The organism is Massilia sp. Root133, assembly GCF_001426525.1.
Lineage (GTDB): Bacteria > Pseudomonadota > Gammaproteobacteria > Burkholderiales > Burkholderiaceae_D > Telluria > Telluria orientalis.
Genome location: NZ_LMEW01000005.1, coordinates 99,398 through 125,842, shown reverse-complemented (window position 1 = coordinate 125,842; position 26,445 = coordinate 99,398). Strand labels below are relative to the sequence as shown.

The following is a 26,445-nucleotide window of genomic DNA, read 5'->3' as shown; positions in this document are numbered from 1 at the left end:
TTACAGTGCGGCCAGCGCCGGATCCTTGTGGAAGCGCCCATCCTTCATGATGGCGCGCAGGCGCTTGCGGTCCTGCAGGATCGTCACGTCCTGCGTCGGATCGCCGTCGACGAGCAGCAGGTCGGCAAGGAAGCCGGGCTTCACCTGTCCCAGCTCGTCGCCCATGCCCATCAGCAAGCCGCCCAGCAGGGTCGCGGCGGACAGCGCCTCTTCCGGCGTGTACCCCAGCAGGTTCACGAACAGTTCCAGGTCGCGCGCGTTGCGGCCGTTCGGGTTGAACGGGAAGCCGTAGTCGCCGCCCGGCAGCACGCGCAGGCCGCGCCGGCGCAGTTCCGGCACGAGCTTTCTCTGCAGCTCCAGCACCTCGGCCGCGCTTTTCTTCATGTGGCTCATGTCGAAGTGCGGCGGCGGCGCGGCGTCCAGGGTCGCCTGGATGATGCCGATGGCCGGCGCGATGAAGACGTCGTCGCGGCGCGCTTCCAGCATGTCCAGCGCTTCCTCGTCCGCGTACGTGCAGTGGTACAGCACGCGAAAGCCCGCGCGCAGCCCCATCTTGACGGCGTCGGACGCCTGCGCATGGCACGCGAGCCACACGCCCGATTCGCGCGCCTGCTCGCCGGCCGCATCGGCTTCTTCCTGCGTGTACATCAGCTGTTGCGATGCGCCCGGTTTCAGCGCATCCTCGCCGGACAGCAGGAACTTGACGGACTTGGCGCCGATCGAGGCGCAGTCCTTCACGAAGGCGCGCACGGCGTCGGGTCCGCGGCCGTGCTCCGCGACCTTGCCCGGATCGAGTTCCTCGATGGTCGGCGGTTCGCGCTCGATCGACGACGCGACGAGGCGCGGCCCCGGCATGCCGCCGCTCGTGATGAAGGTGTTCAGCACCGTCTCGACCGTCTTGCTCAGCGCACCCGCCGAATAGGCGCTCGTGAAGCCATGGTCGAGCAGGATGCGCGCGTTGCGGGCCGTCGTCAGCACGAGGTCTTCCGGCGGCAGCGCCATGCCGGGCACGAAGCGCTCGACGGAGCTGGGCCACGACAGATGCGCATGCGCCTCGACGAGGCCGGGCATCAATGTGCTGCCCCGCCCGTCGATCACGCGGTCGCCGGCCAGCGCCGTGATGCCGCGCGTGCCGTCGGCCACCTCGGCGATGCGGCTGCCCTCCACGCGCACCGCGCCGGTCCCCGGGCGCATCTGGCTGCCGTCGAAGATCCTTACGTTTTCAAAAATGATACCGCCCACGTTGTGTCTCCCTGTAGTTCATTCGATAGGCCTAGCGTAGCGGCCGGACCCCATCCGGCCAAAGCCCATTTTGGCGATACCTGCTATCGCCCTTTCACGCCGCGATGCCGTTCGCCCGCGCGATCTGCCCGAGCACGCGGGCGCTCGGTTTCACCGTGCGCTTCATCGTCGCGCGGTCCACGGCAATGAGGCCGTAATGCGGGCCATAGCCGAAGATCCACTCGAAGTTGTCCAGCAGCGACCAATGGATGTAGCTCTTCACGGGAATGCCGTCCTTCAGGCAGTTCGCGACGCCGCCCACGGCCGAGCGGATGTACGCGATGCGCTGGCTGTCGTCGTCCGTCGACATGCCGTTTTCCGTCACGTAGATCGGCACCTTCACGTGCTGCGCCGTGTAGCGGATCGTGGCCTCCAGCGCCTGCGGGTAGTACTCCATGTGCGCCGACGTGAACGTCGCATCCTTTGGCGGCGGCCGCACGCCGTCGGGCCCGATCAATTCGCGCGTATAAGTCTGCACGCCGATGAAATCGCCGTGCTCCGCGATCGCGCGGAACCACGGCTCGTACGCGATGGCGCGCTTGCGGTCACGCATGGCCTCGCCGCCGTCGACGGCCTGGTCGTCCGCGATCGCGATCGAGAAGCCGACGGGCAGTTGCGGGCGCACGGCCTTGATGGCCTGGTACGCAGCCGCATGGCCCTTCAGCAGGCCGGCCTCGATCTTCGCGAAATCGCCGAAGATCCACGACGACCATTTACCCGTGCCCGCCAGCTGGCCGGCCTTCGCCAGCATTTCCTTCATGCGCGGGTTGTCGGCCATGCCGGACAGCGGACCCGGAATGCCGAACAACAGGCGCGGCAGGTTCGGTTCGTTGAACGTCGTCGCATAGTCGATCAGGTCGCCCAGGTGGCGCGCGACCTTGTCGCAATAGCGTGCATACAGCTGCGCGGAATCGTCCGCTTCCCAGCCGCCGCGCGCCGCGAACCACGCGGGCGTGACGAAGTGATTGAAGCTCACCATCGCCTTCACCTTGTGCCTGCGGCAGGACAGCAGCACGTCGCGGTAATGCTCCAGCGCCGCCACCGAGAACATGCCCTCCACAGGTTCCACGCGCGCCCACTCGACCGAGAAGCGGAACGTGTTCAGGCCGAGGCTCGCCAGGGTCGCGATGTCCCGGTCGTACAGGCGGTAGTGGTCGACGGCGGCGCCCGACGGCTCCTTGAACTCCGTCGGCTGGATGTTTTCCAGCAGCCAGGCGTCGCTCGCGACGTTATCGCCCTCCGCCTGGTGGCCTGCAATCGCGGCGCCCCACAGGAAGCCTTTGGGGAACGTTCCCCGCGAGGCAGCGGCGTGCGCGGCGGCCGGCAGCAGCGCGGCGCCGGCGAGTGCCGTGCCCAGTCCCAGGATGGTGCGGCGGCGTGCATCGTGATTCATGTTGTCTCCTTTGTTATGTGTTATTGCAACGTGTCGGTCAGCCCGGCCACGAGGTCGTACAGTCCCTGACCGTCGTCGGCCACGCCATAGACGTAGTGATCGGGCCGGACCACGGCCGCATGGCAGCCGTGGCGCGCGAACCAGCGCGCGAGCACGCCATCCAGTTCGTCGGCCTGCATGCGGTGCGGTCCGCTCGAGAAGCCGGCGGCATCGGACGGAATGCTGATCAACATGCCGATCCGCTCCGCAAGCGCCAGCAGGCCGGGCGGCAGCTGCGCCGTGCGCAGGTCCGTCACGATGCGCCAGCCGGTGCCCGCCAGTTCGTCCAGCAGCGCCGGCCCGGCGGGTCCGTTCACGCGCGGCTGGGGGAACAGCGTGCCCGTGCCCGGGCGGCCGCCGGCTGCCAGCAGTCCTTCCATCAGCGGCGGGATGATGTCTTGCCGCGGCACGGTGCGGATCGCGCCGCCGGCCGCGTCGATCAGGGCCATGTCGCGGGCCTGGGCGCGCGCGGGATCGCGTTCGCAGATGACGGCGCCGATCTCCTTGATGCGCGTGGTAAGCCGGCGCACGTGTTCGCGCCGCTCCACCGCGTAGGTGTCGAGCAGGCTGTCCGGCGCTTCACCACCGAGCACCGCGCGCAGCTTCCACGTGAGGTTGACGACATCGCGCACGCCCTGGCACATGCCCTGTCCCAGGAACGGCGGCTGCTGGTGCGCGGCGTCGCCCGCGATGAATACGCGGCCCACACGCCACTCCCGCGCCACGAGCGCGTGGAAGCGGTAGCTGGCCTGGCGCCACAGGGCCGCGTCGTCCGGGCCGATCCACCGCCGCAGCACGCTCCACGCACCCTCCTCGGTCGCCATGTAGGCGGGATCCTCGCCCGGCAGCAGCGAGATTTCCCAGCGCCGGTGGTTGCCCGGCCCGATCACGTACGTGCACGGACGCGCCGGTTCGCAATACTGCACGCTGGTCGCCGGCAGCCTGGCCAGCCCCTTCTCGTTGACCTGCACGTCGACGACGAGCCACGGTTCGTCGAACTCCAGGTCTTCCAGCGTGATGCCGACGGCGTCGCGCACGGCGCTCGACGCGCCGTCGCAGCCGATCAGGTAGCGGGCGCGCACCGCACCCGCGTCGAAGTGGACGGTGGCGCCCTCCGCATCCTGCTCAACGCCGATGAAGCGCCGGCCCAGTACGACGTCGACGGCGGGCAGCGCCTGCACGTGGCGCCGCAGCGCCGCCTCCACGGGCGGCTGGGTGAACACCATCGATGGCGTGTGGCCCAGCGGGTATGGCGGTTCGACGGTGGCGAGCCGCTTGATCAGGCGCCCGTCGGCGCCGTAGTACTCGGACGGCGTGAACGGCTCGCAGTGCGGCGACACGGCATCCGCCAGGCCCAGGTTCTGGAACACGCGCATGATCTCGTGGTCGAGGGCGATGGCGCGCGGTTTCGGGTAGACCTCGTCGGTGCGGTCGACGACGAGCGTCCGCACGCCGGCCTGGCCCAGCAGCGCCGCGGCGACGGCGCCGGATGGGCCGAAACCGACCACGACGACGTCATAGTCGCCGTTCATGGCTGCTCGTCCTCGATCGTGTTGACGAGCAGGCCCACGCCTTCGATCTCGACCTCGATCGTGTCGCCGGCCTTCATCCACACGGGCGGCGTGCGCGACTGGCCGACGCCGGCCGGCGTGCCCATCGCGATCACGTCGCCCGGCTCCAGGGTCAGACATTCCGTCAGCAGCGCGATGGTCTCGGCCACGTCCCAGATCATGTCCTTCGTGTTCGCGTCCTGCATGACCTGGCCGTTCAGGCGCGACTGGATCGACAGGCCCACGCCGCCGGCCGGCAGTTCGTCGGCGGAGACGAGCACGGGGCCCAGCGCGCCCGTGCGGTCGAAGTTCTTCCCGATGGTCCACTGCGGCGTGCGTTTCTGGTAATCGCGCACGGAGATGTCGTTGAAGCACGCATAGCCGAACACGTAGTCCAGCGCATCCTCGCGCCTGACGTGGCGCGCGCGCTTGCCGATCACGACGGCCAGCTCGGCCTCGTAGTCGAACTTCTCCGACACACGCGGGCGCGGCGACGCTTCGCCGTGCGCCAGCAGCGACGTCGTCCCGCGCAGGAAGAACCACGGATACACGGGCTTCTCGCGGCCGCTCTCGGCGGCGTGGTCGTAGTAGTTCAGGCCCAGGCAGACCGTCTTGCCGGGTTCCGGCACGACGGGCGCCAGCGCGGCGCCTGCCAGCGGCCGGCGCCCGGCGGTCGAATCGAGCGCGCGGCGGCCGGCGGCGACGAGGTCCACGCCGTCCGCGAGCGCGGCGCGTACGTCGGCGGGAACCTCCGGCACGGCGCGGTTGATATCGACGATCTGGTCGCCGTCGACGACGGCCAGGCGGTTTTCTTTACCGTTGCGGTAGGTGACGAATTTCACTGCTGCTCCTTACTGTTCGATGAAACGGATGGTTTTCTGCGCCTGCTTGATGCGCTCCGACGGCGGCTGCGACACGCCCCACTGGTCGAAGCGGCCCGGCGGCCACTGCCAGTCGGAAGGCCCGCCAACTTTGTACGCGTCGTCGACTTGCAGCACGTCGGCCGTGTACTCGATGACGAAATCGTCCGGACCGACGAAGTAGGCAAAGACGTTGTTGCCGGGGCCGTGGCGGCCGACGCCCCATTCGATGGGCCAGCCGGCGTCGCGCATGCGGCCGGCGCCGCGCATCACGGCGTCCAGGTCCGGCATGACGAAGGCGATGTGGTTCAGCGTGTCCGCATTGCTGTCCGCAAGTGCGATGCTGTGGTGGTCACTGTTGCAGCGCATGAAGGCCATGATCTTCGTGCGGTCGGACAGGCGGAACCCGAGCGCCTCTTCGTAAAAGCGCTGGGCCGCGGCCACGTCCGCGCTGTTGAACACGACGTGCGTGATGCGGCTCGGCGCATCGGCGTGCGACCGCGCATCGTGACGTTCGTCGCCGTGCACGAAGCGCAGGATGCGGCCCTGCGGATCGGCGATGGTGACGGCAGTGCCGCCGCCCGGCTCGTCGACGGCGGCGGGTTCGGACAGCAAGCGGCCCCCCGCGGCCGGGGTGCGTGCCGCGATGGCATCGAGATCGGCGCGCGTCGCCACGCTGAACGTCACGTGGCGGACGTCCGGCCTGACGCTGCGGTGCAGCGCGAGGATGTGGTGAAACGGTCCGGCGCCGCGCAGGTAGACGGCATCCTCCGTCTTCGCGACGGTCTCCAGACGCCAGGTATCGTTGTAGAAGCGCTCGGCGGCATCGAGGTCGGTGACGCCGATGGCGATGCTGCGCAGCTGGCCGGCGGGTGATGCGGGCATGTTGACTCCTTATTCGAGCCCGAGGAACCGGGCGGCGTTACGGGTGACGAGTTGGGCGCGCACGTCCGCGTCGCCGACTGCCGCGGCGATGCTGTCGACGGGGCGCGCGTCGTGGAAAGCGAACGGGTAGTCGGTGCCTATCATCAGCTGCGATGCACCGAAGCGGTCGACCAGGTGCCGCAAGGCAGGCGCGTCGAACACGAGCGTGTCGTAGAACAGCCGGCGCGCCTGCGTCGACGGACTCTCCGGCATCGCATCGGCCAGCGCCGGAAACACCTGGCGTGCCTGTTCGAGGCGCGGCAGCAGCGACGCGAGCGTGCCGCCGCCGTGGCTGAACGCCATTTTCAAATCCGGAATGCGGCCGATCAGGTTCGAGGTCAGCACGGAGGCGGCGGCCAGGCCCACGTCGGTCGGATACGCCAGCGCGGGCAGCAGCTTGTCCGGGCCGACGAGGCGGTCGGCGCCGGCCGGCTTCAACGCATGCACGAACACCGCGACGCCCTTGTCCGCGCAGGCCGCGAGGAACGGTACAAATTCCGGGCTGCCGATCGCCTTGCCGTTGACATTGCTGCCCACTTCGATGGCCTTGAAGCCCAGCTTGTCCGCGACGTGGTCCAGCTCCGCCAGCGCGAGGTCGAGGTCCTGCAGCGGCACGGCGCCCATGCCGACGAGGCGCCCTCCCGACAGCGCGGCCATGTTCGCGATCTGTTCGTTCATGTAGCGCAGCAGCTGGGCCGCGGCGTTGGGTTCCATCCAGTACGACAGCAGTTCCGGCATCGGCGAGATGGCCTGCACGGCGAGCCCCATCGGGTCCATGTCCTCGATGCGGCGGCTGGCACTCCACGCGCGCTCGGACACGGTCCGGTACACGCTGCCCTGGATGATCACGTGGCGGTGGCACGCATGCGCCGGCGCCATCGACGGCCAGTCGGACGGCAAGCGGTTGCCCACGTAGCGCGGCAGGTCGTGCGGAATCACGTGGGCATGCACGTCGATCCCGCACGCGCAGCCGGCCGTATGGTCGTGCGCCACACTCATGCGGCCACCAGGCCCGCCGCGTTCACGCCCGCCGCGCAGATGGCCTCGTCCTGGGCGCCCGTGCCGCCGCTGGCGCCGACGGCGCCCAGCAGGGTGCCGTCCGCCGCCCGGATCGCGACGGCGCCGGCCTGCGGGATGAATTTCCCCTGGCTGGACGAGGCCAGCGCGTTGAAGAACACGGGATTGTCTTGCGCGCGCTGGTGCAGCACACGGCTGGCGACGCCCATGCCGGCGGCCGCGTAGGCCTTGCCGATGGCGATGTCGACGCGCAGCGGCGTGGCGCCGTCCTCGCGCTGCAGGGCGACGGTGTGGCCGGACGCGTCCAGCACCGCGACGGCCACCGGCGGCAAGCCGTCGGCGCGCGCGGCCGCGACCGCGGCGGCGAGGATCGCGCCCGCCTGCGCCAGGGTGAGTGGATTGGATGGGTTCATATTGCCTCCTTCAGTGATGGGTGGGCGCGGCTCGCCACCAGGGCGAAGCAGAGCGTGGCGGCGGCGCCGACCAGGATGGCCAGCAGCGCCTGGCCGCCGAAGCCGGCGCGCATCGCGACCGAGCCGGCCAGCGCGGGACCGATCGCGGAACCGGTCATCATCATCGCGGGCGTCGAGGCCAGCGCGCGGCCGCTCGGGTCCAGCCGGGCGATCAGCCCGAACAGAAAGGTGTGGGTGAAGATCAGCACGGCCGGGTAGATGGCGCCGGCCAGCGCATACGGCAGGAAGTCGGCGGACAGCGTGACGACGAGCGCCAGCGCGGCCTGCAGCGGCGCGGCGACGATGGCCACCCGCACGGGATTGAGGCGCTTCTGCAGCATGCCGGCGACGGCGGCCGGCAGCAGGTTGACGAGGCCGCACACGACGAGCACGCCGTTCACCTTGTCCTGCCCGAAGCCGCGCAGCACGCCGATGCGGTCCAGCATGCTGAACGTGAGCGCCTGGTTCAGCGCCAGGCAGCCCACGCCGAGGATCGCGCACCAAGCCGCGCGGGGCAGCGGCGCCGCCGACGGCGCACGACCGCCGGTCGCAACATTCGGAAAACCGAAAGCACACGCCAGCGCCGCCGCGCCCATCAGGCCGGCGAACACGAGGAACAGCGCCGGCCCGCCATGCGCGGCGACGGCGGGCGGCACGGCGGCATAGAAGATCACCGCACCGATGCCCAGCGCCGTCCCGGCCATGGCGAACAGCCGGTGCGGATTGGCGCTGCGGCCGATGGTGCCGTGCGTGACCGACAAAGCGGTGCCCGTCGCGATGCCGGCGACGAGGTGCAGCGCGGCGAGCGCGCCGAAACCGGCCACCCGCGACGCGGCGAGAAAGGCCAGCGCCGCGACGGCGTAGCCGCCGAATGCGCAGGCGGCGCGCGGCAACCTTATATAGAGCGGCGCCGCCACGAGGCTCGCGCCGACCGCGCCCAGCAGGAACGCCGTGACGATCATGCCCGCGTGTTCAAGATCGAAACCGTGATGCTGGGCGAGCGTGCCGACCCACACGGGCAGCGCGACCAGGTCGACCATGCCGGCGAAATGGCACAGCATGAGCGCGGCGCGGCCGCGGCCCGCCTCGGGGGAAGTGTGCATGGGATGTCTCCTCGCTTTTTTTGTATGAAAACGATAGCAGCGCGCGCGGGCATCCCGAAGACCAGAGTTTCGATAGGACGTATCAGCGAATCCGATCGATCAGCCATTTGATCATCACCCGCCAACGTCGATAGCAGGTATCACGGAATACGGCTTTGGAATGGCCGAGGACCGTACCTATACTCGATTCGCCTGAATACAACATGGCCGGCATCGACTGGCCACACTAGGAGACAATATGCACGCATCCCGCACCACCTCGGCGATCGGTTCGCTGACCATCCTGTCCATGAGCCTGGCCGCGATCTGGAATCCGGCCCACGCCCAGACCGGCGACAGCGGCGCCAGCCCGGACGCCGCGGCGAAGATCGAGAAAGGCATCGAGACCGTCGTCGTCACCGCGCAAAAGCGCAGCCAGAGCATCAAGGAAGTCCCCGTGGCCATTACGGTCGTCAACGCCGCGCAGCTGGAGCGTGCCGGCGTCAAGGACATCGGCGACCTCGCCAAGACGGCGGCATCGCTGGAGTTCGGCGACCAGCAGACCGGCGGCGCTGGCGGCAGCGCGTCGATCCGCGGCATCGGCACCGCCGTGTTCACCCTGTCGGCCGAAAGCTCGGTCGGCGTCGTCGTCGACGGCGTGCCGCTGGGCGCTACCGCCAGCGGCCTGATGCTGGACATGGCCCGCGTCGAAGTGCTGCGCGGCCCGCAGGGCACGCTGTTCGGCAAGAATGCGTCGGCCGGGGTACTGAACATGGCGACGCAGGCGCCGATCATCGGCGACAGCGGCGGCAACGTGCAGCTGGAATTCAAGGGCGATCTCGGTGCGGCCGTGCGCGCCACGGGCAACGTCCCGCTGAACGACATCTCCGCGCTGCGCATCTCCGGCATCGCCGAGCGCAACAAGGGCGTCTACCACAACGTGCTGACCGGCGAGGACAGCGTCACGAACAACGGCGGCGCGCGCATCCGCTACCTGCTCCAGCCGAACCGCGACGTGGCCGTCAACCTGATCGCGGACGCGTCGAACACGCGCAGCGAGAACGCCGTGTTCTTCGCCCCGTCCGTCGCCTACGCCACCAACACGGCGGGCAACCACCAGCCGGCCGCCGAATTCGCTGCCTGCGGCGTGACCGTCTCGAAGACGAACAACCAGGTCTGTTCGGACGGCGAGGAACTGACGCGCGCCCAGGTGCGCGGCTTCTCGGGTCAGGTCGACTGGACACTGGCCAGCGGCGACACGCTGACGTCGATCACGGCCTACCGCACGCGCAAGCAGGGCCCGGAAAGCGTCAATATCGGCATGTCGACGTCGTACGACAAGGTGTCCAACCACGATCCGTACAAGAATGCGCGCCAGGTCTCGCAGGAGCTGCGCATCGCATCGCCCGGCAAGCAGACGCTCGACTACGTGGCGGGCCTGTTCTACGCCGACTCCACCAACGACAAGAACGCCAACGTGCTGATCGAACCGAATCCCGCGCTGCCGTCGCCGCCGGTACCCCGCTCGATCGCCACCAACAACCTGCAGTATGCGAACCTGACGACGAAGGCGGTGTTCGGCCAGGCCACGTACCGCCTGACCGATTCGACGAACGTCGTCGCCGGCCTGCGCTTTACCCGCGACAGCGTGTCGTCGCGATTCACGCAGAGCAGCGTCGTGAGCTTCCAGGGCTTCGCGCTGCCGGCAACCGTCAAGTCGGCCAGCGGCAGCGCGAGCGAGTCGAACGTGTCGGGCAAGCTGGGGCTGCAGCACACGCTCACGAAGGACGCGAATCTCTACGCCACCGTCAGCCGCGGCTACAAGGGTCCGCAGATCGACAACGACACGCCCGTCAACCAGGCCAGCGCCTCGGGCACGTTCGCCGGTTACATCGTCAAGCCGGAACTGCCGACGAGTGTCGAGATCGGCTCCAAGATGTCGTTCCTGAACCGCCGCCTGGACGTGGACGTCGCCGCGTTCCACACGAAGATCAAGGATTTCCAGGAGCAGAACTGCACCCTGACGGCCGTCGGCGCCCTCTCCTGCATCCCGCTGAACGTGCCGAGCGTGACGAGCAAGGGTATCGAGGCCGACATCCGCGCGCGTCCTCTGCCGGAACTGCAGCTGGGTCTCTCGGTCGCGATGATCCTCGACACCGCGTACCCGGGCGGTTTCACGTTCGACAACACCAACGTCGGCGGCCAGCGCCTGCTGTACTCGCCGCGCAACAAAGCGACGCTGAACGGCGACTACAGCTGGACGCTGCCGGGCGACTATGAACTCAAGCTGGGCGGCGACATCGTCTACAAGAGCCGCGTGCGGCTCTGCAATTCGCTCGACGCCGAATGCGCTTACGGCGGCCATTCCACCGCGTCGCTGCGCGTCGCGCTGCGTTCCCCTGACGACAAATGGGGCATCGAGGTGTACGACCGCAACCTGGGCGACAAGCGCGTACCGAACGCCATCATCTACCCGCTGCCCGGCAAGGGCGCGGGCTCCGGCTTCGCCTACAGCCTCGGCGAGAATTCGTTCCGCCGCGTCGGCGTGACGCTGGACTACCGTTTCTGACCGCATGATGTCCCGCGCGGCCGCGACGCCTGGCGTCCGGCCGCGTTCCCATTGATGGAAGACCCACGACGAACCACGCCATGTCCGCACACATTCAACCCCTGCGCCTGATTGCCGCCGCCGCCGCCCTCGCCTGCCTGTCCGCACCCGCATGGGCGGCCGCCGACCCGGTCGCATCCGGCTTCGACAATCCCCCGCAAAGCGCCCGCCCCCGCGTGTGGTGGCACTGGCTGAACGGGAACATCACCAAGGACGGCATCGCGAAGGACATCGACTGGATGGCAAAGTCGGGCCTCGGCGGCCTGCAGAATTTCGACGCCGAGATGATGACGCCCCAACTGGTGCCGAAGCGCCTGCCGTACATGAGTCCCGAATGGGCGGACGCGTTCCGCTTCGCCGCGCAGGAGGCGGAACGCCACGGCCTGGAATTCGGCATCGCCGCGTCGCCCGGCTGGAGCGAGACGGGCGGCCCGTGGGTACGGCCCGAGGACGGCATGAAGAAGCTGGTGTGGAGCGAGACCACCGTCGACGGCGGCAAGCCGCTGGCGGCGCCCCTGCCCGCCGCGCCGCGCACGACGGGACCGTTCCAGGATCTGTTCGTCCAGCCGGACATCATGGGCCAGCGGCCGAGCCCCGAGGCGCTCGCGCGCACGGGCGGCGACATCGCCGTCTACGCGTATCCGGTCGACGCAGCCGCACTCCCGCCCCCCGCCATCCGCGCCGGCGACCTGGCCCTCGACGCGCGCAAGCTGGCGGCGGCGACCGAAGAGGCTGCGGCCGAACTCGCGGCGCCCACGGCCGACCGCCCGGTCATCGTCACGCTGGACTATCCGGCACCGCAGACCATCCGCTCGGCCACGATCTTCGCGCCGGGCGCGGGGTCGATGTTCGAGGGCTCGGCGTACCAGGCCGTGCTGGAAGCGAGCGCGGACGGGACGCGCTGGCGCAAGGTCGCGGACCTCGCGCTGGCCGGGGTGCCCGCCAGCGCGGGCTTCGCCCCGCTGACGGCGGCCCGTTTCCGCGTCGTGGTCAGCGCGAAGCCGCCCGTGCCGAACCCCCAGTTCATGCCCGTGGCGGGCGCCGACACGGGGCCGTTCGGTGCAATCGGCCAGGCCAAGGGACTGCGCCTCGCGCAACTGGTCCTGTCGGGCGAGCCGAAGGTCAGCCAGTTCGAGGCCAAGGCCGGCTTCGCGACCGCCGACGACTATTTCGCGCTGGATGCGGGTCTCGACCCGCGCGAGGCCGGCGTCGACCCGGCCGCCATCGTCGACCTCACCGGCAAGGTGCGCGCCGACGGCACGCTGGACTGGACGCCGCCGCCCGGCACCTGGAAGATCGTGCGCCTCGCGTGGTCGCTCACGGGAACGGAAAACCACCCGGCCACGAAGGAAGCGACGGGCCTCGAGGTCGACAAGTACGACGGCGACGCGGTGCGACGCTACCTGGACACCTATCTGGCAAAGTACGAACAGGCGGCCGGCAAGGACCTCGTCGGCGCGCATGGCGTGCGCGCCATCGTGACGGACTCGATCGAAGTCGGGTCGTCGAACTGGACGCCGCGCCTGCTGGAACAGTTCCGGCGCCTGCGCGGCTACGACGCGCGCCCGTGGCTGCCGGCGCTGACGGGCGTCGTCATCGGCACCCGTGCCCGCACCGACGCCTTCCTGTACGACTGGCGCCGCACCCTCGCCGACCTGATGGCCGGCGAACACTATGGCACGGTGGCCGCCGTCGCGCGCGAACACGGCCTGAAGGTGTACGGCGAAGCGCTGGAAAGCGCGCGCGTCACGCTGGGCGACGACATGGCGATGCGCAGCCACGCGAACGTCCCGATGGCCGCGATGTGGACGTACCGCCCCGAGTTCGGCCCGAACCCGACCGCGATCGCCGACATGCGCGGCGCCGCCTCGGTGTCGCACATCTATGGCCAGAACCTCGTCGCCGCGGAATCCATGACGAGCGCGATGGCGCCGTGGGCGTTCGCGCCGAGCGACCTGCGCCCGATGATCGACATGGAATTCGCCAGCGGCGTGAACCTCCCGGTCATCCACACGTCGGTGCACCAGCCGCTGGACGACGACCGGAAGCCCGGCCTGTCGCTGGCCATCTTCGGCCAGTATTTCAACCGCAACGAGACGTGGGCCGGCATGGCGCGGCCATGGGTCGACTACATGGCGCGCAGCAGCTGGATGCTGCAGCAGGGCCGTTTCTACGCCGACGTCGCCTATTTCTACGGCGAGGAAGCACCGCTCGTCGCCCTGTACAGGCACGGCCAGCCGGCGGACGCACCGCGCCGCTACGCCTACGACTTCGTCAACGCGGACGCCCTGCTGCAGCGGCTGTCGGTGAAGGACGGCGACCTCGTGTCGGCCAGCGGCGCGCGCTACCGCGTGCTGTACCTGGGCGGGTCGAGCGCGCGCATGACCGTCGCCACCTTGCGCCGGCTGCACGCGCTGGCGGCGCAGGGGGCGACGATCGTGGGCACCGCGCCCGTCGCCACGCCCGGCCTGGCCGACGATCCGGCCGCGTTCGCGTCGCTCGTCAGGCAGATGTGGAGCGGCGCGCCCGTCACCCGCGTCGGCAAGGGCCGCGTGGTGGCCGGCCGCGACGTGGAAGCCGCGCTGGCGCAGGCCGGCCGGAAGCCGGACTTCAGCGTCCAGAGCACCGATACGCCGCTGCTGTTCGTCCACCGCAAGCTGGCCGACGGCGACGTGTACTTCGTCACCAACCGTTCCGGCAAGGCCGTGAACACGGAAGCCCGCTTCAACGTGCGCGGCAAGGCGGCCGAATTCTGGCATGCGGACACGGGCCGTACCGAACCCGCGAGTTATCGTACGGACCAGGGCGCGACCGTCGTGCCGCTGGCGCTGGGCGCGAACGATGCCGTGTTCGTCGTGTTCCGCCGGCCGGCCGCCGCGCCGGCCGTCACCGTCAAGACGCCGTCGTGGTCCGAGGCCGCCACGCTGGCCGGGGACTGGGCGATCCGCTTCGACGGCCTCGCGGCACCGGCCGCGGTCACGCACGGCACGACCGGGTCGCTCGCCGCCAGCGCCGATCCGCAAGTCAGGTACTTCTCGGGGACGTCGGTCTATACGCACACCTTCACGCTGCCGCCAGGCGTGACGCCGGGCACGCCGATGAAGCTCGACCTGGGCCGGGTCGGCGACGTGGCCGAAGTCCTCGTCAACGGCAAGCCCGCGGGCATCGCGTGGAAGCCGCCGTACGAGGTCGACGTGGGTTCGCTCGTCGTCGCCGGCGCCAACACGGTGGAGGTGCGGGTCGCCAACCTGTGGGTGAACCGCCTGATCGGCGACGCCCAGCCGGGCGCCACGAAGGTCACGTTCACGGCCGCGCCCACGTACAAGGCCGACGCGCCGCTGCGGCCGTCCGGCCTGATCGGGCCCGTCACGCTGAAGGTGCGCCAATGAAGCGGCGCCACCTGCTGGGCTGCCTCGCGGCCCTGCCGCTCGCGCAGGCCCTGGGCCGGCCGGGCATCGTCCAGCGTCCTCTGGCCCGCGTCATCGTCGACAACGACTTCGCCGGCGATCCCGACGGCCTCGTCGCCCTGGCGCACCAGTTGCTGGCACCGGCGACGCGCACCGTGCTCGTGACGGCGTCCGCGCTGGACCCCAGGCTGGCGCGCATGGCCGGTCTCGATCCGGAGGGCACGGCACAGGACGGGGCGCGGCGCGCACGCGCGCTGCTGCGGCTGGCCGGGCCCGGCCAGCGTCCGCCGGTCGTGGCGGACGGCGCCGCGCAGGCGATCGTCGACGCGGCCCTGCGCGACGATCCGCTGCCGCTCGTCCTCGCGTGCGGCGGTCCGCTGACGAACGTGGCGGCCGCGCTGCGCCTGCAGCCGGCGATCGCGGCACGCATGCGTCTCGTGTGGATCGGCGGGACGGCTGCCGGGGACGACGGCGCCGAATACAACCTGGCGACCGACGTCGCCGCGGCCCGCTTCGTGCTCGAGGAAACACGGATTCCGCTCCTGCAGATCCCCGCCGAGGAATACCGGCGCTTCCAGGTGTCGGTCGCGACCCTGAATGCCGAGGTCGCGCCGCTGTCGCCGCTCGCGCGCTGGCTCGTCGACCAGTACCGCCACCTGCCGCCGTTCGTGCGCCTCGGCGGCACGCTGACGTTCGGCGACAGTCCCCTCGTTACCGCGACGGCGTTCGATCCCGCCGCGACGCCCTTCATCACGCGCACGGTCGGGGGCCGCGAGATCCGCATGGCGCATTCGCTCGACCCGCAACTCAACTTCGCCGATTTCACCGCCCTGCTGCGCGCGCACGCAAGACGCGCCTGACGACAACGACAAGGAGACGACATGCACCGTTCCATCCCTATCCGCCAGCTCTGCGCGGCCGCCCTCATGCTGCTCGCCGCGGGCGCGCACGCACAGGACACGCCCCGCAAGTCCGGCCTCGACGACTTCGTGCGCATGGCGCAAGCCAATCCGCCGCGGCCGGCCCCCGCCCCGTCCATCCCGCCGATTTCCCTGTCCGCCGCCGGCTCGCGCGCGACCGACATGTGGGAGACCATGTTCGGCCAGACGACCCTGCGCAACGTGACGCAGCCGGCACTGTATCCGGTGCTGCCGCCGCCCGGCCAGGCCAACGGTACGGCGCTGGTGATCGCGCCCGGCGGGGCCTTCCTCAGCCTGTCGTTCGACAACGAAGGCCTGCTCGTGGCGCGCCGGCTTGCGGAACGCGGCGTCACCTGCTTCGTGCTGGCATACCGGCTCGACCCGACGCCGCAGGATCCAGCCGCTTTCATGCAGGTCGTCGCGAAACGCTTCGGCGGCATCGCGCAACATGGCAAGGACAGCGCCATCGATACGCCGGCCGTGGCGCAGGCGCAGGACGACGGGCTCGCCGCGCTGCGCTGGGTGCGCGCGCATGCGGCCGACTACGGGATCGATACGAAGCGTATCGGCATGGTCGGTTTTTCGGCCGGCGGCCGCGTGACAATGGACGTCGCCACCGCCTACGATGCCGCCAGCCGTCCCGATTTCATCGGCGTGATCTACGGCAGTGCTTCGAAGCGCCCGGTACCCGGCGATGCACCGCCCGTATTTCTCGCGGTCGCGGCAGACGACGGCCTGCGCGGCCAGGCCAGCATCCCGATCTTCGAGGACTGGCGCGCGGCCGGCAAATCCGCCGAGCTGCACGTGTACGCGGCCGGGGACCACGGCTTCGGCATGCGCCGCATGGGCACGACGTCGGACCACTGGATCGAGCATTTCGTCCAGTGGATGCAGGCGTCGAAGCTGGTGCCGCAATGAAGACCGCGATGCTTCGCCTTCCTGTTGCGGTCCGCGCTATCGCGCTGGCCGCCCTGCTGGCCTGCGAGGGCGGAGCGAGCGGCGCGGCCGCCGGCGACGCCGCCCGCCGCACGACGCCGTTGACCGAGCGCTGGAAATTCGTGCAGGACGATGCGCTGACCGACGCGGCCGCCGTCGCCGCGGACGGCACCGGCTGGACATCCGTCGTCCTGCCGCACACGTGGAATCGGTCCGACGCCGCGAGTACGGCGCAGACCGGCCCGGACAGCAAGCCCTACAAGCGCGGGCGCGGTTGGTATCGCCTCGCATTCGAACGGCACACCGCACCCGCGAACGCCTGGCTGCAATTCGACGGCGCGAGCATCGTTGCCGACGTGTGGCTGAACGGCAGCTACCTCGGCCGCCACCGGGGCGCGTTCACGGCGTTCCGCTTCGACGTCACCGGCAAGCTCGCCGCCGGACGCAACGTCCTGCTGGTCAAGGTCGACAACAGCACGCCGCTGCACGGCGACGATCCGACTGCCGTCGCGCCGCTGGGCGGCGACTTCAACATGGCGGGGGGCCTGTACCGCGGCGTGTCCCTGATCGAAACGCCTGCGCGCGCGCACCTCGCGCTGGGCGACCACGGCGCCGGCGGCGTGTATGCCGACACGATCACGCTCTCGCCAGCCCGCGCACGGCTGCGCGTGCGCGCCGACGTCGAGGACGACCGAACGCAGCGCACCGGCCTGACACTGCGCGCTGCCCTGGTCGACACGGCCGGCCGGACCGTGGCGGCGGCACGCCGGACGGTGCCCGCCGCAGCGCGCGCCCGCGCCGAGCTGGCCCTGGACGTCGCCCGCCCCCATGTGTGGCAGGGCGTGGACGATCCCTACCTGTACCGCCTGCGCGTAGACCTGGTCGATCGCGCCGGCCGCCTGCTCGACCGGGTCGAACAGCCGTTCGGCATCCGCCAATACCGCTTCGACGCGCAGGCCGGCCTGTTCCTGAACGGCCGCCCGCTGCGCCTGCACGGCGTGAACCTGCACCAGGACTGGCAGGACAAGGCCTGGGCCATCGGACCGCGCGAGATCGACGCGTCCCTGGCCCTTGTGCGCGAGATGGGCGCGAATGCCGTCCGGCTGGCCCACTACCCGCATGCCGCCCACGCCTACGACGAGGCCGACCGGCTCGGTCTCGTCGTGTGGTCGGAGCTGCCCTTCGTCGAACGCAGCCTGACGCCGGCGGACTGCAAGGCGGGCGCACCCATCCCGCCGGCCTTCCTCGACAATCTCGACGAGCAACTGCGCGAGATGGTGCGCCAGCAGTACAACCACCCCGGCATCGCCATGTGGTCGATCGCCAACGAAGTCGCGATGGGCGGCACGTGCCGCGGCGCCGACACCGTGACGCCGGTCCTGCGCCGCCTGCACGCGCTGGCGAAGCAGGAGGACCCGGGCCGCCCGACGACGCTCGCGGACTTCAACGAGGATTATCCGATCGTCGGCCCGATGTTCCCGGTGCTGCCGACCGGCGGCATCACCGACATCTGGGCCGTGAACCGCTACCACCTGTGGTACTACCCCGGCGGCGGCGCTGCGTTCGGCGCGGCGCTCGACCGTTTCCACGCGAAGTATCCGGCGCAGCCCCTCGGCGTGTCCGAATACGGCGCCGGCGCGGCCCTGTCGCACCAGACCGACAACCCGCTCGGCGGCCTGGTGGGCAGCATGGACATGCACGGCCGCACCCGCGTCGTCTGGCAGCCGGAGGGCTACGCGAGCCATGTGCACGAGCAGATCTACGCGGCGCTGGCCAGGCGCGACTACCTGTGGGGCACGTTCGTCTGGTCGATGTTCGATTTCGGCTCCGGCACCCGCCACGAAGGCGACATCGGCGGCACCAACACGAAAGGCCTCGTCACCTTCGACCGCGCGACGCGCAAGGACCCGTTCTGGTTCTACAAGGCCAACTGGAGCTCCGCGCCCGTCACGTACATCACGGGGCGCCGCTATACGGAGCGCGCCTACCGCACGACCGACGTGCGCGTCTATTCGAATGCGGCTACCGTCCATCTGCTGCTGAACGGCCGCGCGATCGGTACGCGCGCCGCGGCCGACTGCCCGCAGCGCACCTGCGTGTTCGCGCACGTCACGCTGGACGAAGGGACCAACCGGCTGGAAGCCCGCGGCATGCACGGCGGCGCCACCGTCGTCGACACGGTGCAGTGGACGCTGGCGCCGGACAATGCGCGCAACGTCTACCTGGCGGCGGGCCAGATCGCCACCGGGCTCGTGTCGGCGTCCGGCCATCGTTACGGATCGGACAACTTTTTCACGGGCGGCCAGGGAACGCCGCTGGAACTCGATTCGCCCTACGGCCCCCGCTTCGGCGTACGGGTCGCGAACGTCGCCGATGCGCGCGATGCCGCGCTGTGGGCGGCGGTACGGCATGGCACGTTCGGCTACCGCATTCCGCTGCCGGATGGCCGCTACCGCGTCCGGCTGGGTTTCCTCGAGCCGGACCGCGAGGCGCAGCCGGGCGCGCGACGATTCCGCGTGGACGCCGGCGGCACGACGCGGATCGCCGACCTGGACATCGTGGCGGCGGCGGGCGCCCCCGCGACGGCGATCGAGCGCGCGTTCGACGTCGAGGTGACGGACGGCAGCCTGCGGCTCGACTTCGTGCCGGCGGCCGGCGAGGCCGTGCTGTCGAACCTCGCGATCGAGCGCCTGTGAACGTACGCGGCCGTCAGAACGCCCCGACGTAGTTCTCCGCCAGCGCCGTCGACAGCGCGCGCGAGCTCACGACGTTTTCGAGCTCCGCGCGCTGCACCTCGCGCTGGAACGGCGACGCATCCGCGAACGTGTGCAGCATGCTCGTCATCCACCACGAGAAGTACTCGGCGCGCCAGATGCGTTTCAGCGCGTCGTCGGTGTAGCGGTCCAGCAGTTCGGCGCTGCCCCGGCGGTAGAACGCGTCCAGGCCGGCCGCCAGCAGGCGCACGTCGGACACCGCGAGGTTCATGCCCTTGGCGCCCGTCGGCGGCACGATGTGGGCGGCGTCGCCGGCCAGGAACAACCGGCCCGACTGCATCGGCGTCGAGACGAAGCTGCGCATCGCGACGATATTCTTCTGGAAGATCTTCCCTTCCGTGACCTGCCAGCCGTCGCGGTTTTCCAGGCGCGCATGCAGCTCGGCCCAGATGCGGTCGTCCGACCAGTTGTCGACGTTGTCCTTCGGGTCGCACTGGAAGTACATGCGCTGGACCGTCGGCGAGCGCGTGCTGACGAGGGCGAAGCCCCGTTCGTGGCGCGCATAGATCAGTTCCGGGGCCGACGGCGGCGCCTCGACGAGGATGCCGAACCAGCCGAACGGGTACACGCGCTGGTAATCGTTGCGGCCCTCCTGCGGCAGCGCGGGACGCGTCACGCCGTGGAAGCCGTCGCAGCCGGCGATGAAGTCGGCGTCGATGCGTTCTTCCGCGCCGTCGCGCGTGAACGTGACGTGCGGGCGGTCCGTGTCGACGCCGTGCAGCGCCACGTCGCGCACGCCGAACAGCATCCGCGCGCCGGCGTCGAGGCGGGCCGCGACGAGGTCCTTGATCACTTCGTGCTGGGCGTAGACGGTGATCGCCTTCCCCGTCAGTTCCGTCAGGTCGATACGGTGGCGACGGCCGTCGAACGCGAGTTCGAAGCCGTGGTGCAGCGCGCCCTCCGCGCGCATGCGGGCGCCGACGCCCGTCTCGTTGAGGATGTCCATCGTGCCCTGCTCCAGCACGCCGGCGCGGATCGTCGATTCGATCTCGTCGCGGGTACGGGTTTCGAGCACGACCGATTCGATGCCCTGCAGGTGCAGCAGATGGGACAGCAACAGTCCGGCCGGGCCGGCGCCGATGATGGCGACCTGGGTACGCATATTCGTCTCCTTGTTAAAAATTCTTGTCGACGTCCATGCTAGTGGCGCGCGGCCGCGTTTAGAATGGATGAAGTTAGCGAATCCTTGTACTTTTTTGACATGGCCACTTTTCCCCGCTTCGCCCTGTACGGCGAGCAGACCCCGGCGGAAGCCGTACACGTCGAACTGATCGAGACGCGCAGCCGCCTGCACGACTGGCACATCGCGCGCCATACGCACCCCGGCCTGTTCCAGGTACTTTTTCTACTGAAGGGAAGCGTGCGCGCCGCGATCGACGAAGCGGTGTGGGAACGCAAAGGGCCGGTTGCGATCACCGTGCACCCGTCCGTCGTGCATGGTTTCGACTTCGCGGAAGGGGCGCAGGGCTATGTGCTGACGGTGGACCAGAACGTGCTGTTCGCCACGCCCGACCACCACGGCGAGTTGTTCGCGCCGCTGTTCGTCGAGCCGCTGTCGCTCGCGCTGGCGCGCCAGCCGCGCGCTCGCATCGAGGCGCTGCTGCGCAACATGGTCGAAGAGGCGGCGTGGCCGCAGCAGGGCAATGCGCTGATGCTGGAATGGCTGGCGCGCAGCGTGCTGTTGCTGCTGGCGCGCAAGCATGCGGAACAGAGCGCCGCGAGCATGTCCGGCCACGGCGAGTTCCGCCTGTTCGCCGCATTCCGCGCGGCCGTCGAGCAGCACTACAAGGACGGCGCGCCCGTCGCGCACTACGCCGACCGGTTGCGCGTGACGACCGTCCGCCTGAACCGCCTGTGCCTGAAGCTGGCGGGGAAATCGGCGTTCGACATCGTGCAGGACCGGCTGATGCTGGAAGCCTGCCGCAAGCTGACCTACGCGCCGTCGAGCGTGGCCAGCATCGCCTATGAACTGGGCTTCCAGGACCCCGCGTACTTCAGCCGCGCCTTCAAGCGCCACGCGGGGATGACGCCGAAGGCATACCGCGCACGGCGCGCCGGCTAGAGCAAGGCGTTGAGCTCGACCTGGTATTGGATGAGGGCCGGCAGGCAGCGCTCGACCATCTGCTCCACGCTCATGCGGGCCGCGTGCACGCTGATGTTCATCGCGGCCACCACGTCGCCGCGGAAGTTCCGGACGGGCACCGCGATCGTGCGCAGGCCCAGTTCCAGTTCCTGGTCGACGACGGCATAGCCCCGCTCGCGGGCCCGCGCGATCTCCTCGCCGAGTCGCGCGCGGTCGACGATCGTGTGCGACGTGATGGGCTCCGGCGTCGCGCGCGCGAGGAAACGGTCGGACGCCTCCGGCGGCAGGCTCGCGAGCAGCATGCGCCCGTTCGCCGTGCAGTACGCCGGCACGCGCGTGCCCGGCTGCAAGGTCGCGGAAATCAGCTGGCCCGCGCTGACGGCGGCCACGCACACGAGGTCGTCGTGGTCCAGGACGCCGACGGACGCCGCCTCGCCCAGCGCGTACGCGAGCCGGTACAGCAGCGGTTGCGCGATGCGCGGCAGCCGCGCCGAATGCAGGTACGACTGGCCGAGGCGCAGGATCTTGGGCGTCAGCGTGAACTGCTTGTTCTCGTGCCGCATATAGCCCAGCGCGGTCAGCGTGAGCAGATAGCGCCGCGCGGCCGCGCGCGTGAGGCCCGTGCGTTCGGCCACCTCGGCGATCGTCAGGCGCGAGCGCTCCTGGTCGAACGCCTCGATGACTTGCAGCCCCTTGTCGAGGCCCGCGACCATGTCGCGTTTGGCGGGTTCCTGGTCCATCGTATAGAAATTCAAGGATTTGTGCGAGTATCGCACAAAGCGTGCGAATAGCGGAAGTCGGGCGACATGGCCGTCTTGTCGGGAAGTGGCCGATTTTCTACGATGGATCGGCTCGCACAACCTTCCGACATCAGGAGACACCGTGAAATTCGACGACGTGCAACCCGGCGTGTGGCCGGAGCTCATCCATCCCGCCTATAAATCGACCGTCAAGCGCGGCCCGCTGCAGCCGGCGCTGCGCATCGATGCGCCGGTCGCCACCAGCCGCAACATCGACCCTGCCCCGCGCATCCTGCTTCCGCACGACACCGACCTGACGCGCCGCGGCCAAGGCGCCCCGCTGGGCGAAAAGATCGTCGTGACGGGCCGCGTCGTCGACGAGGACGGCAAGCCGGTGCGCAATTCGCTGATCGAAGTGTGGCAGGCCAATTCGGCCGGCCGCTACTGGCACCAGCGCGACAACCACGACGCGCCGCTCGACCCGAACTTTTTCGGCTTCGGCAAGATGATGACGGACGACGACGGCCGCTACCGGTTCGTCTCGATCAAACCCGGTCCGTACCCGTGGAAGAACCACGACAAGGCATGGCGCCCTGCGCACATCCACTTCTCGCTGTTCGGGAACGTGTACGCCCAGCGCCTCGTCACGCAGATGTACTTTCCGAACGACCCGCTGTTCCCGTACGACCCGATCTTCAACAGCATCCCTGACGAAGCGGCGCGCCAGCGCCTGGTCTCGCGCTTCTCGCTCGACCACACGGTGGGCGACGAGATGCTGGGCTACGAATTCGACATCGTCCTGCGCGGCCGCGGCGCCACGCCGTTCGGACTCTGAAAGGAATCATAATGAGCAAGATCACGACCTCGCAGACCATCGGCCCGTTCTCGCACGAAGGCTGGCAATGGGCGGTGGACTTCTGCGCCGCCGGGCGCCTGGAGACGAGCGCGCCGACCATCGTGCTGCACGGCGTCCTGTACGACGGCGACGGCAACCCGATCGACGACGCCCAGATCGAAGCGTGGCTGCCGGCGGCGGCGGCCGCGGAAAGCGCCCAGGAAATCCCGGGCTTCCGCCGCACGCCGACGGGCAAGGCGGGCGAATTCAGCCTGCGCCTGTCGGTCCCGCCGCGTCCGGCCGGCGAACCGGTCGCGTACGTGACCGTGTTCGCGCGCGGACTCACGAAGCACCAGTTCACGGCCGTGTTCCTCGAGGACGATGCGACGCTGGCGGCATCGGCTATCCTGGCGCAGGTGCCGGCCGACCGGCGCGACACGCTCATCGCGCGCAAGGACGCCGACGGCACGTACCGGTGGGATATCTGGATGCAGACCGACAAAGAGACGGTGTTCTTCGACTACGCTTGACGAATCCGCTGCCCCATAACCGTCGTTCCCGCGAAAGCGGGAACCCATGCTGACTGCTCGAAGTCGACTCTTTGTAGCCAACGAGGTGGAAATGAAGAACGTAGTTAGCATACCCAGTATGGATTCCCGCTTGCGCGGGAATGACGATGCTATTTCTGACGGTTTTTGAAAACAATATTCCGGACACTAGTGGGCACTGCCGGGAACGACTCCCGGCGGAGGCCGGGACCCAAGTTTGCATACGTTGTCGTGAAGCCTGCAAACTGGGTCCCCGCCTTCGCGGGGACGACGTGCTGTCTTATCTGGCCAAAACGAGGAGACCGATGGCCTTATCACTTTTTGACACCCTGCTGAGCACCCCGGACATGATCGCCGCGTTCGACGACGCCGCCCTCATCCAGGCCATGCTCGACTTCGAAGCGGCGCTGGCCGCCGCGCAGGCCGACGAAGGCCTGCTGCCCCGCCACGCCGCGCAAGCCATCGCGGCTGCGTGCCGCGCGGACCGCTTCGACATCCCTGCCCTCGTCACGGCCGGCCGCCGCTCCGGCACGCTGGCCGTGCCGCTCGTGAAGGAACTCACGCGCCTGGTGGCCGAGACGGACCAGGAGGCGGCAAGCCTTGTCCACTGGGGCAGCACGAGCCAGGACGTGCAGGACACCGCGATGGTGCTCGTCACGCACACCGCGCTGCGCCTGCTCGACGCCGATCTCGCCGCGCTGTGCCGCCGCCTGCTGGCGCTGGGCGAATCGCATCTGGCCACGCCCGTGCTGGCGCGCACGCTGCTGCAGCCCGCGCAGGTGACGGGCTTCGGCTTCAAGGTCGCGGGCTGGCTCGCGCCGCTCGTGCGCGCCCGCGCACGCCTGCGCGCGGCGGCAGGCGACGCCCTGCAGCTGCAGCTGGGCGGCGCCGTCGGCACGCTGGCCGTGATGGGAGAACGCGGCCCCGCCGTCGCGCACCGCATGGCGCAGGCGCTGGACCTGAAGACGCCGGCGGCGACGTGGCACACGCAGCGCGACGAATGGGTACGGCTCGGGCTGGAGGTCGCGCTGCTGACGGGCAGCCTCGGCAAGATCGCGGCCGACCTCGCGCTGATGGCGCAGGGGGAAGTGGGAGAACTCGCGGAACCGTCGGGCGGCGGGCGCGGCGGCTCGTCGGCGATGCCGCACAAGCGCAACCCCGTGTCGTCGATGATCGCGTTGGCCGCCGCTACGCGCACGCCGCAGCATGCCGCGACGCTGCTTGCCGCCATGGGCCAGCAGCACGAGCGCGGCCTCGGCAACTGGCAGGCGGAACTGGCCGAGTGGCCCACGCTGTTCCTGTCCGCCCACGGCGCGCTGCGCGCATTGAACGATGCCTTTGCCGGCCTCACGGTCGACACGGCCCGCATGCGCGCCAACATCGACGCATTGCACGGCCTCGTCGCGGCCGAAGCGCTGTCGATCTGGGTCGCGGGCGCCATCGGCCGTCCCGCCGCGCACGCAGCCGTCGAGAAGATGACGCAGACGGCCGTCGCGGTTGGACGTCACCTGCGCGACGTGGCACGCGACGCCATCGCCGCCGATCCGACGCTCGGCTCACTCGATACCAATGAGCTCGGCGCCCTCTTCGACCCGGTGGCCGCCACCGAACCTGCCCAACGCCTCGCTCGCGCACGCCTGGCCGCACTCAAGAAAGACATAGCATGAGCTTCGATCCCCTCGACCACGACCTGCTGCGCGGCCTGGACCAGCGCCGCGCCGTCCTCGGCGACGCCTGGGTCGAGCGTTCGCTCGCGAACGCCAACACCTTCACCGCCGACTTCCAGAATTTCATCACCCGCTATGCGTGGCACGACATCTGGGACCGTCCCGGCCTGCCGCGCAAGACGCGCCGCACGATCGTCCTCGCCATCACCATCGCGCTCGGCCGCTGGGAAGAATACGAGCTGCACGTGCGCGCGGCGCTGCTGGGCGATGCCGACAGCCGGTTGACGCCCGACGAGTTGAAGGAAGTGCTGATGCAGTCGGCGATCTATGCCGGCGTGCCCGCCGCGAACACGGCGTTCGCCCATGCGGCGGCGATCCTGCGCGACGTCGGTCCGCAGATCGGCTATACGCTGGAGCCCGCGTCGCCGCTCGCCAGCACGCATCCCGGCGTGGGCCGCGAAGGCCGCACGGCGAGTCTCCCCGCCCTGCACTACAGCGTGCGCGCACCGCGCAACGGCAAGCGCCCCCGCCACACGGTCGTGCTGAGCCACGCGCTCGGTTGCGACCTGACGATGTGGGACGCGCTGGCCAACCAGCTGGCCGCCGACTGCCGCGTGATCGCCTACGACCACCGCGGCCACGGCGGTTCCGATGCGCCGGCGGGTCCGTACGCGATGGCCGACCTGGCGGACGATGCGGCGCGCCTGCTGCGTGAACTGGACACCGGCCCGGTCGTGTGGATCGGCCTGTCGATGGGCGGCATGGTGGGCCAGGAGCTGGCGCTGCGCCACCCGGCGCTCGTCGGCGCGCTCGTGCTGGCGCATACGACGTCGGGCTATCCGGACGCGGCGCGCGACGTCTGGCGCCAGCGCATCGCGACCGTGCAGGAACAAGGCATCGAGGCCATCGCAGACGCCGTGATGGGCCGGTATTTCCATGAAGGCTACCGCGCGGCCCATCCCGCAACGGTTGCAAGGTTCCGCGAGCGCCTCGTCACGACGGATGCCCAGGGCTATGCCGGCTGCTGCGCGGCCGTGGGCGGCGTCGACACAACGGCGCGCCTCGGACAAATCGCCGTGCCGACGCTCGTGCTGGCCGGTGAACTGGACCAGGGCACGCCCGTCGACATGGCGCGCACGCTCGCGGACGGCATCCCCGGTGCGCGCCTGCAGGTGCTGGCCGAGGCATCGCACCTGGGTGCCATCGAACAGCCGGACACGTTCATCGCTGCCGTCACGGCGTTCGTCGACAGTTTGTAATGGCGCAACGAACATGTTGCAAAGATATAACGTCGCACTATACTGAGTCATTCCCGTCCGATTCCCAATC

General features: G+C 69.7%; 20 protein-coding genes. 10 read left to right on the top strand and 10 right to left on the bottom strand.

Features of this window, described 5'->3' with window-relative positions; translation table 11 throughout:
• The 8 genes from ASD28_RS06095 to ASD28_RS06060 all read right to left on the bottom strand — a co-directional run bounded on the left by ASD28_RS06095 (position 1) and on the right by ASD28_RS06060 (position 8,619).
• Positions 1 to 1,242 carry an amidohydrolase family protein gene (locus ASD28_RS06095; RefSeq protein WP_200948945.1) on the bottom strand — a complete coding sequence of 414 codons (1,242 nt, stop codon included), beginning with the start codon at positions 1,240 to 1,242 and terminating at the stop codon, positions 1 to 3.
• A gap of 94 nt (positions 1,243 to 1,336) precedes the next feature.
• Positions 1,337 to 2,674 carry a glycoside hydrolase family 1 protein gene (locus ASD28_RS06090; protein ID WP_082579111.1) on the bottom strand — a complete coding sequence of 446 codons (1,338 nt, stop codon included), beginning with the start codon at positions 2,672 to 2,674 and terminating at the stop codon, positions 1,337 to 1,339.
• 20 nt (positions 2,675 to 2,694) lie between these two features.
• A complete protein-coding gene (locus tag ASD28_RS06085; RefSeq protein ID WP_056125371.1) occupies positions 2,695 to 4,245 on the bottom strand; it encodes a bifunctional 3-(3-hydroxy-phenyl)propionate/3-hydroxycinnamic acid hydroxylase in 1,551 nt (516 codons plus the stop codon).
• On the bottom strand, positions 4,242 to 5,105 hold the full coding sequence (locus ASD28_RS06080) for a fumarylacetoacetate hydrolase family protein (RefSeq protein ID WP_056125370.1): 864 nt from the start codon (positions 5,103 to 5,105) through the stop codon (positions 4,242 to 4,244). The genes ASD28_RS06085 and ASD28_RS06080 overlap by 4 nt, the downstream gene beginning before the upstream one ends.
• A gap of 9 nt (positions 5,106 to 5,114) precedes the next feature.
• On the bottom strand, positions 5,115 to 6,008 hold the full coding sequence (locus ASD28_RS06075; protein ID WP_056125368.1) for a VOC family protein: 894 nt from the start codon (positions 6,006 to 6,008) through the stop codon (positions 5,115 to 5,117).
• Positions 6,009 to 6,017: 9 nt separating this feature from the next.
• Entirely contained in the window at positions 6,018 to 7,046 is a 1,029-nt protein-coding gene (locus ASD28_RS06070; protein WP_056125367.1) for an amidohydrolase family protein, read from the bottom strand.
• Positions 7,043 to 7,477 carry a heme-binding protein gene (locus ASD28_RS06065; protein ID WP_056125365.1) on the bottom strand — a complete coding sequence of 145 codons (435 nt, stop codon included), beginning with the start codon at positions 7,475 to 7,477 and terminating at the stop codon, positions 7,043 to 7,045. The genes ASD28_RS06070 and ASD28_RS06065 overlap by 4 nt, the downstream gene beginning before the upstream one ends.
• Positions 7,474 to 8,619, bottom strand: a complete 1,146-nt coding sequence (locus tag ASD28_RS06060; RefSeq protein ID WP_056125364.1) for an MFS transporter — start codon at positions 8,617 to 8,619, stop codon at positions 7,474 to 7,476. The genes ASD28_RS06065 and ASD28_RS06060 overlap by 4 nt, the downstream gene beginning before the upstream one ends.
• Before the next feature lie 238 nt (positions 8,620 to 8,857).
• On the opposite strand from ASD28_RS06060, the gene ASD28_RS06055 reads away from it, so the two are divergent.
• From ASD28_RS06055 to ASD28_RS06035, 5 genes are all read left to right on the top strand, one after another.
• Positions 8,858 to 11,167, top strand: a complete 2,310-nt coding sequence (locus tag ASD28_RS06055) for a TonB-dependent receptor (RefSeq protein WP_056125363.1) — start codon at positions 8,858 to 8,860, stop codon at positions 11,165 to 11,167.
• 80 nt (positions 11,168 to 11,247) lie between these two features.
• Entirely contained in the window at positions 11,248 to 14,595 is a 3,348-nt protein-coding gene (locus ASD28_RS06050; protein ID WP_056125361.1) for a glycosyl hydrolase, read from the top strand.
• On the top strand, positions 14,592 to 15,473 hold the full coding sequence (locus ASD28_RS06045; RefSeq protein ID WP_056125360.1) for a nucleoside hydrolase: 882 nt from the start codon (positions 14,592 to 14,594) through the stop codon (positions 15,471 to 15,473). Before ASD28_RS06050 ends, ASD28_RS06045 begins: the two co-directional genes overlap by 4 nt.
• A 21-nt stretch (positions 15,474 to 15,494) precedes the next feature.
• Positions 15,495 to 16,451 (top strand): alpha/beta hydrolase, encoded by a 957-nt coding sequence (locus ASD28_RS06040; protein ID WP_056125358.1) that lies wholly within the window; start codon positions 15,495 to 15,497, stop codon positions 16,449 to 16,451.
• 8 nt (positions 16,452 to 16,459) lie between these two features.
• The gene (locus ASD28_RS06035; protein WP_056125631.1) at positions 16,460 to 19,165 is read left to right on the top strand and encodes a glycoside hydrolase family 2 TIM barrel-domain containing protein; all 2,706 of its coding nucleotides are present in this window, start codon (positions 16,460 to 16,462) and stop codon (positions 19,163 to 19,165) included.
• Positions 19,166 to 19,178: 13 nt separating this feature from the next.
• On the opposite strand, the gene ASD28_RS06030 is transcribed toward ASD28_RS06035, so the two are convergent.
• Positions 19,179 to 20,345 (bottom strand): 4-hydroxybenzoate 3-monooxygenase, encoded by a 1,167-nt coding sequence (locus ASD28_RS06030; RefSeq protein ID WP_056125356.1) that lies wholly within the window; start codon positions 20,343 to 20,345, stop codon positions 19,179 to 19,181.
• Positions 20,346 to 20,444: 99 nt separating this feature from the next.
• Here ASD28_RS06030 and ASD28_RS06025 point away from each other — a divergent pair, with 99 nt between their 5' ends.
• Positions 20,445 to 21,305 carry a helix-turn-helix domain-containing protein gene (locus tag ASD28_RS06025; RefSeq protein WP_056125354.1) on the top strand — a complete coding sequence of 287 codons (861 nt, stop codon included), beginning with the start codon at positions 20,445 to 20,447 and terminating at the stop codon, positions 21,303 to 21,305.
• Here ASD28_RS06025 and ASD28_RS06020 read toward each other — a convergent pair.
• Complete coding sequence (locus ASD28_RS06020) at positions 21,302 to 22,066, bottom strand: IclR family transcriptional regulator C-terminal domain-containing protein (protein ID WP_056125353.1); 765 nt, start codon at positions 22,064 to 22,066, stop codon at positions 21,302 to 21,304. The genes ASD28_RS06025 and ASD28_RS06020 overlap by 4 nt on opposite strands.
• A 142-nt stretch (positions 22,067 to 22,208) precedes the next feature.
• Between ASD28_RS06020 and pcaH the strand changes: the two genes are divergently transcribed.
• From pcaH to pcaD, 4 genes are all read left to right on the top strand, one after another.
• On the top strand, positions 22,209 to 22,901 hold the full coding sequence (gene pcaH / locus ASD28_RS06015; protein ID WP_056125351.1) for a protocatechuate 3,4-dioxygenase subunit beta: 693 nt from the start codon (positions 22,209 to 22,211) through the stop codon (positions 22,899 to 22,901).
• An 11-nt stretch (positions 22,902 to 22,912) separates the two neighbouring features.
• On the top strand, positions 22,913 to 23,431 hold the full coding sequence (locus ASD28_RS06010; RefSeq protein WP_056125349.1) for a hypothetical protein: 519 nt from the start codon (positions 22,913 to 22,915) through the stop codon (positions 23,429 to 23,431).
• 323 nt (positions 23,432 to 23,754) lie between these two features.
• The gene (gene pcaB / locus ASD28_RS06005) at positions 23,755 to 25,116 is read left to right on the top strand and encodes a 3-carboxy-cis,cis-muconate cycloisomerase (RefSeq protein ID WP_056125347.1); all 1,362 of its coding nucleotides are present in this window, start codon (positions 23,755 to 23,757) and stop codon (positions 25,114 to 25,116) included.
• A complete protein-coding gene (gene pcaD / locus ASD28_RS06000) occupies positions 25,113 to 26,375 on the top strand; it encodes a 3-oxoadipate enol-lactonase (RefSeq protein WP_056125345.1) in 1,263 nt (420 codons plus the stop codon). The genes pcaB and pcaD overlap by 4 nt, the downstream gene beginning before the upstream one ends.
• The last annotated feature ends 70 nt before the right edge of the window (positions 26,376 to 26,445 follow it).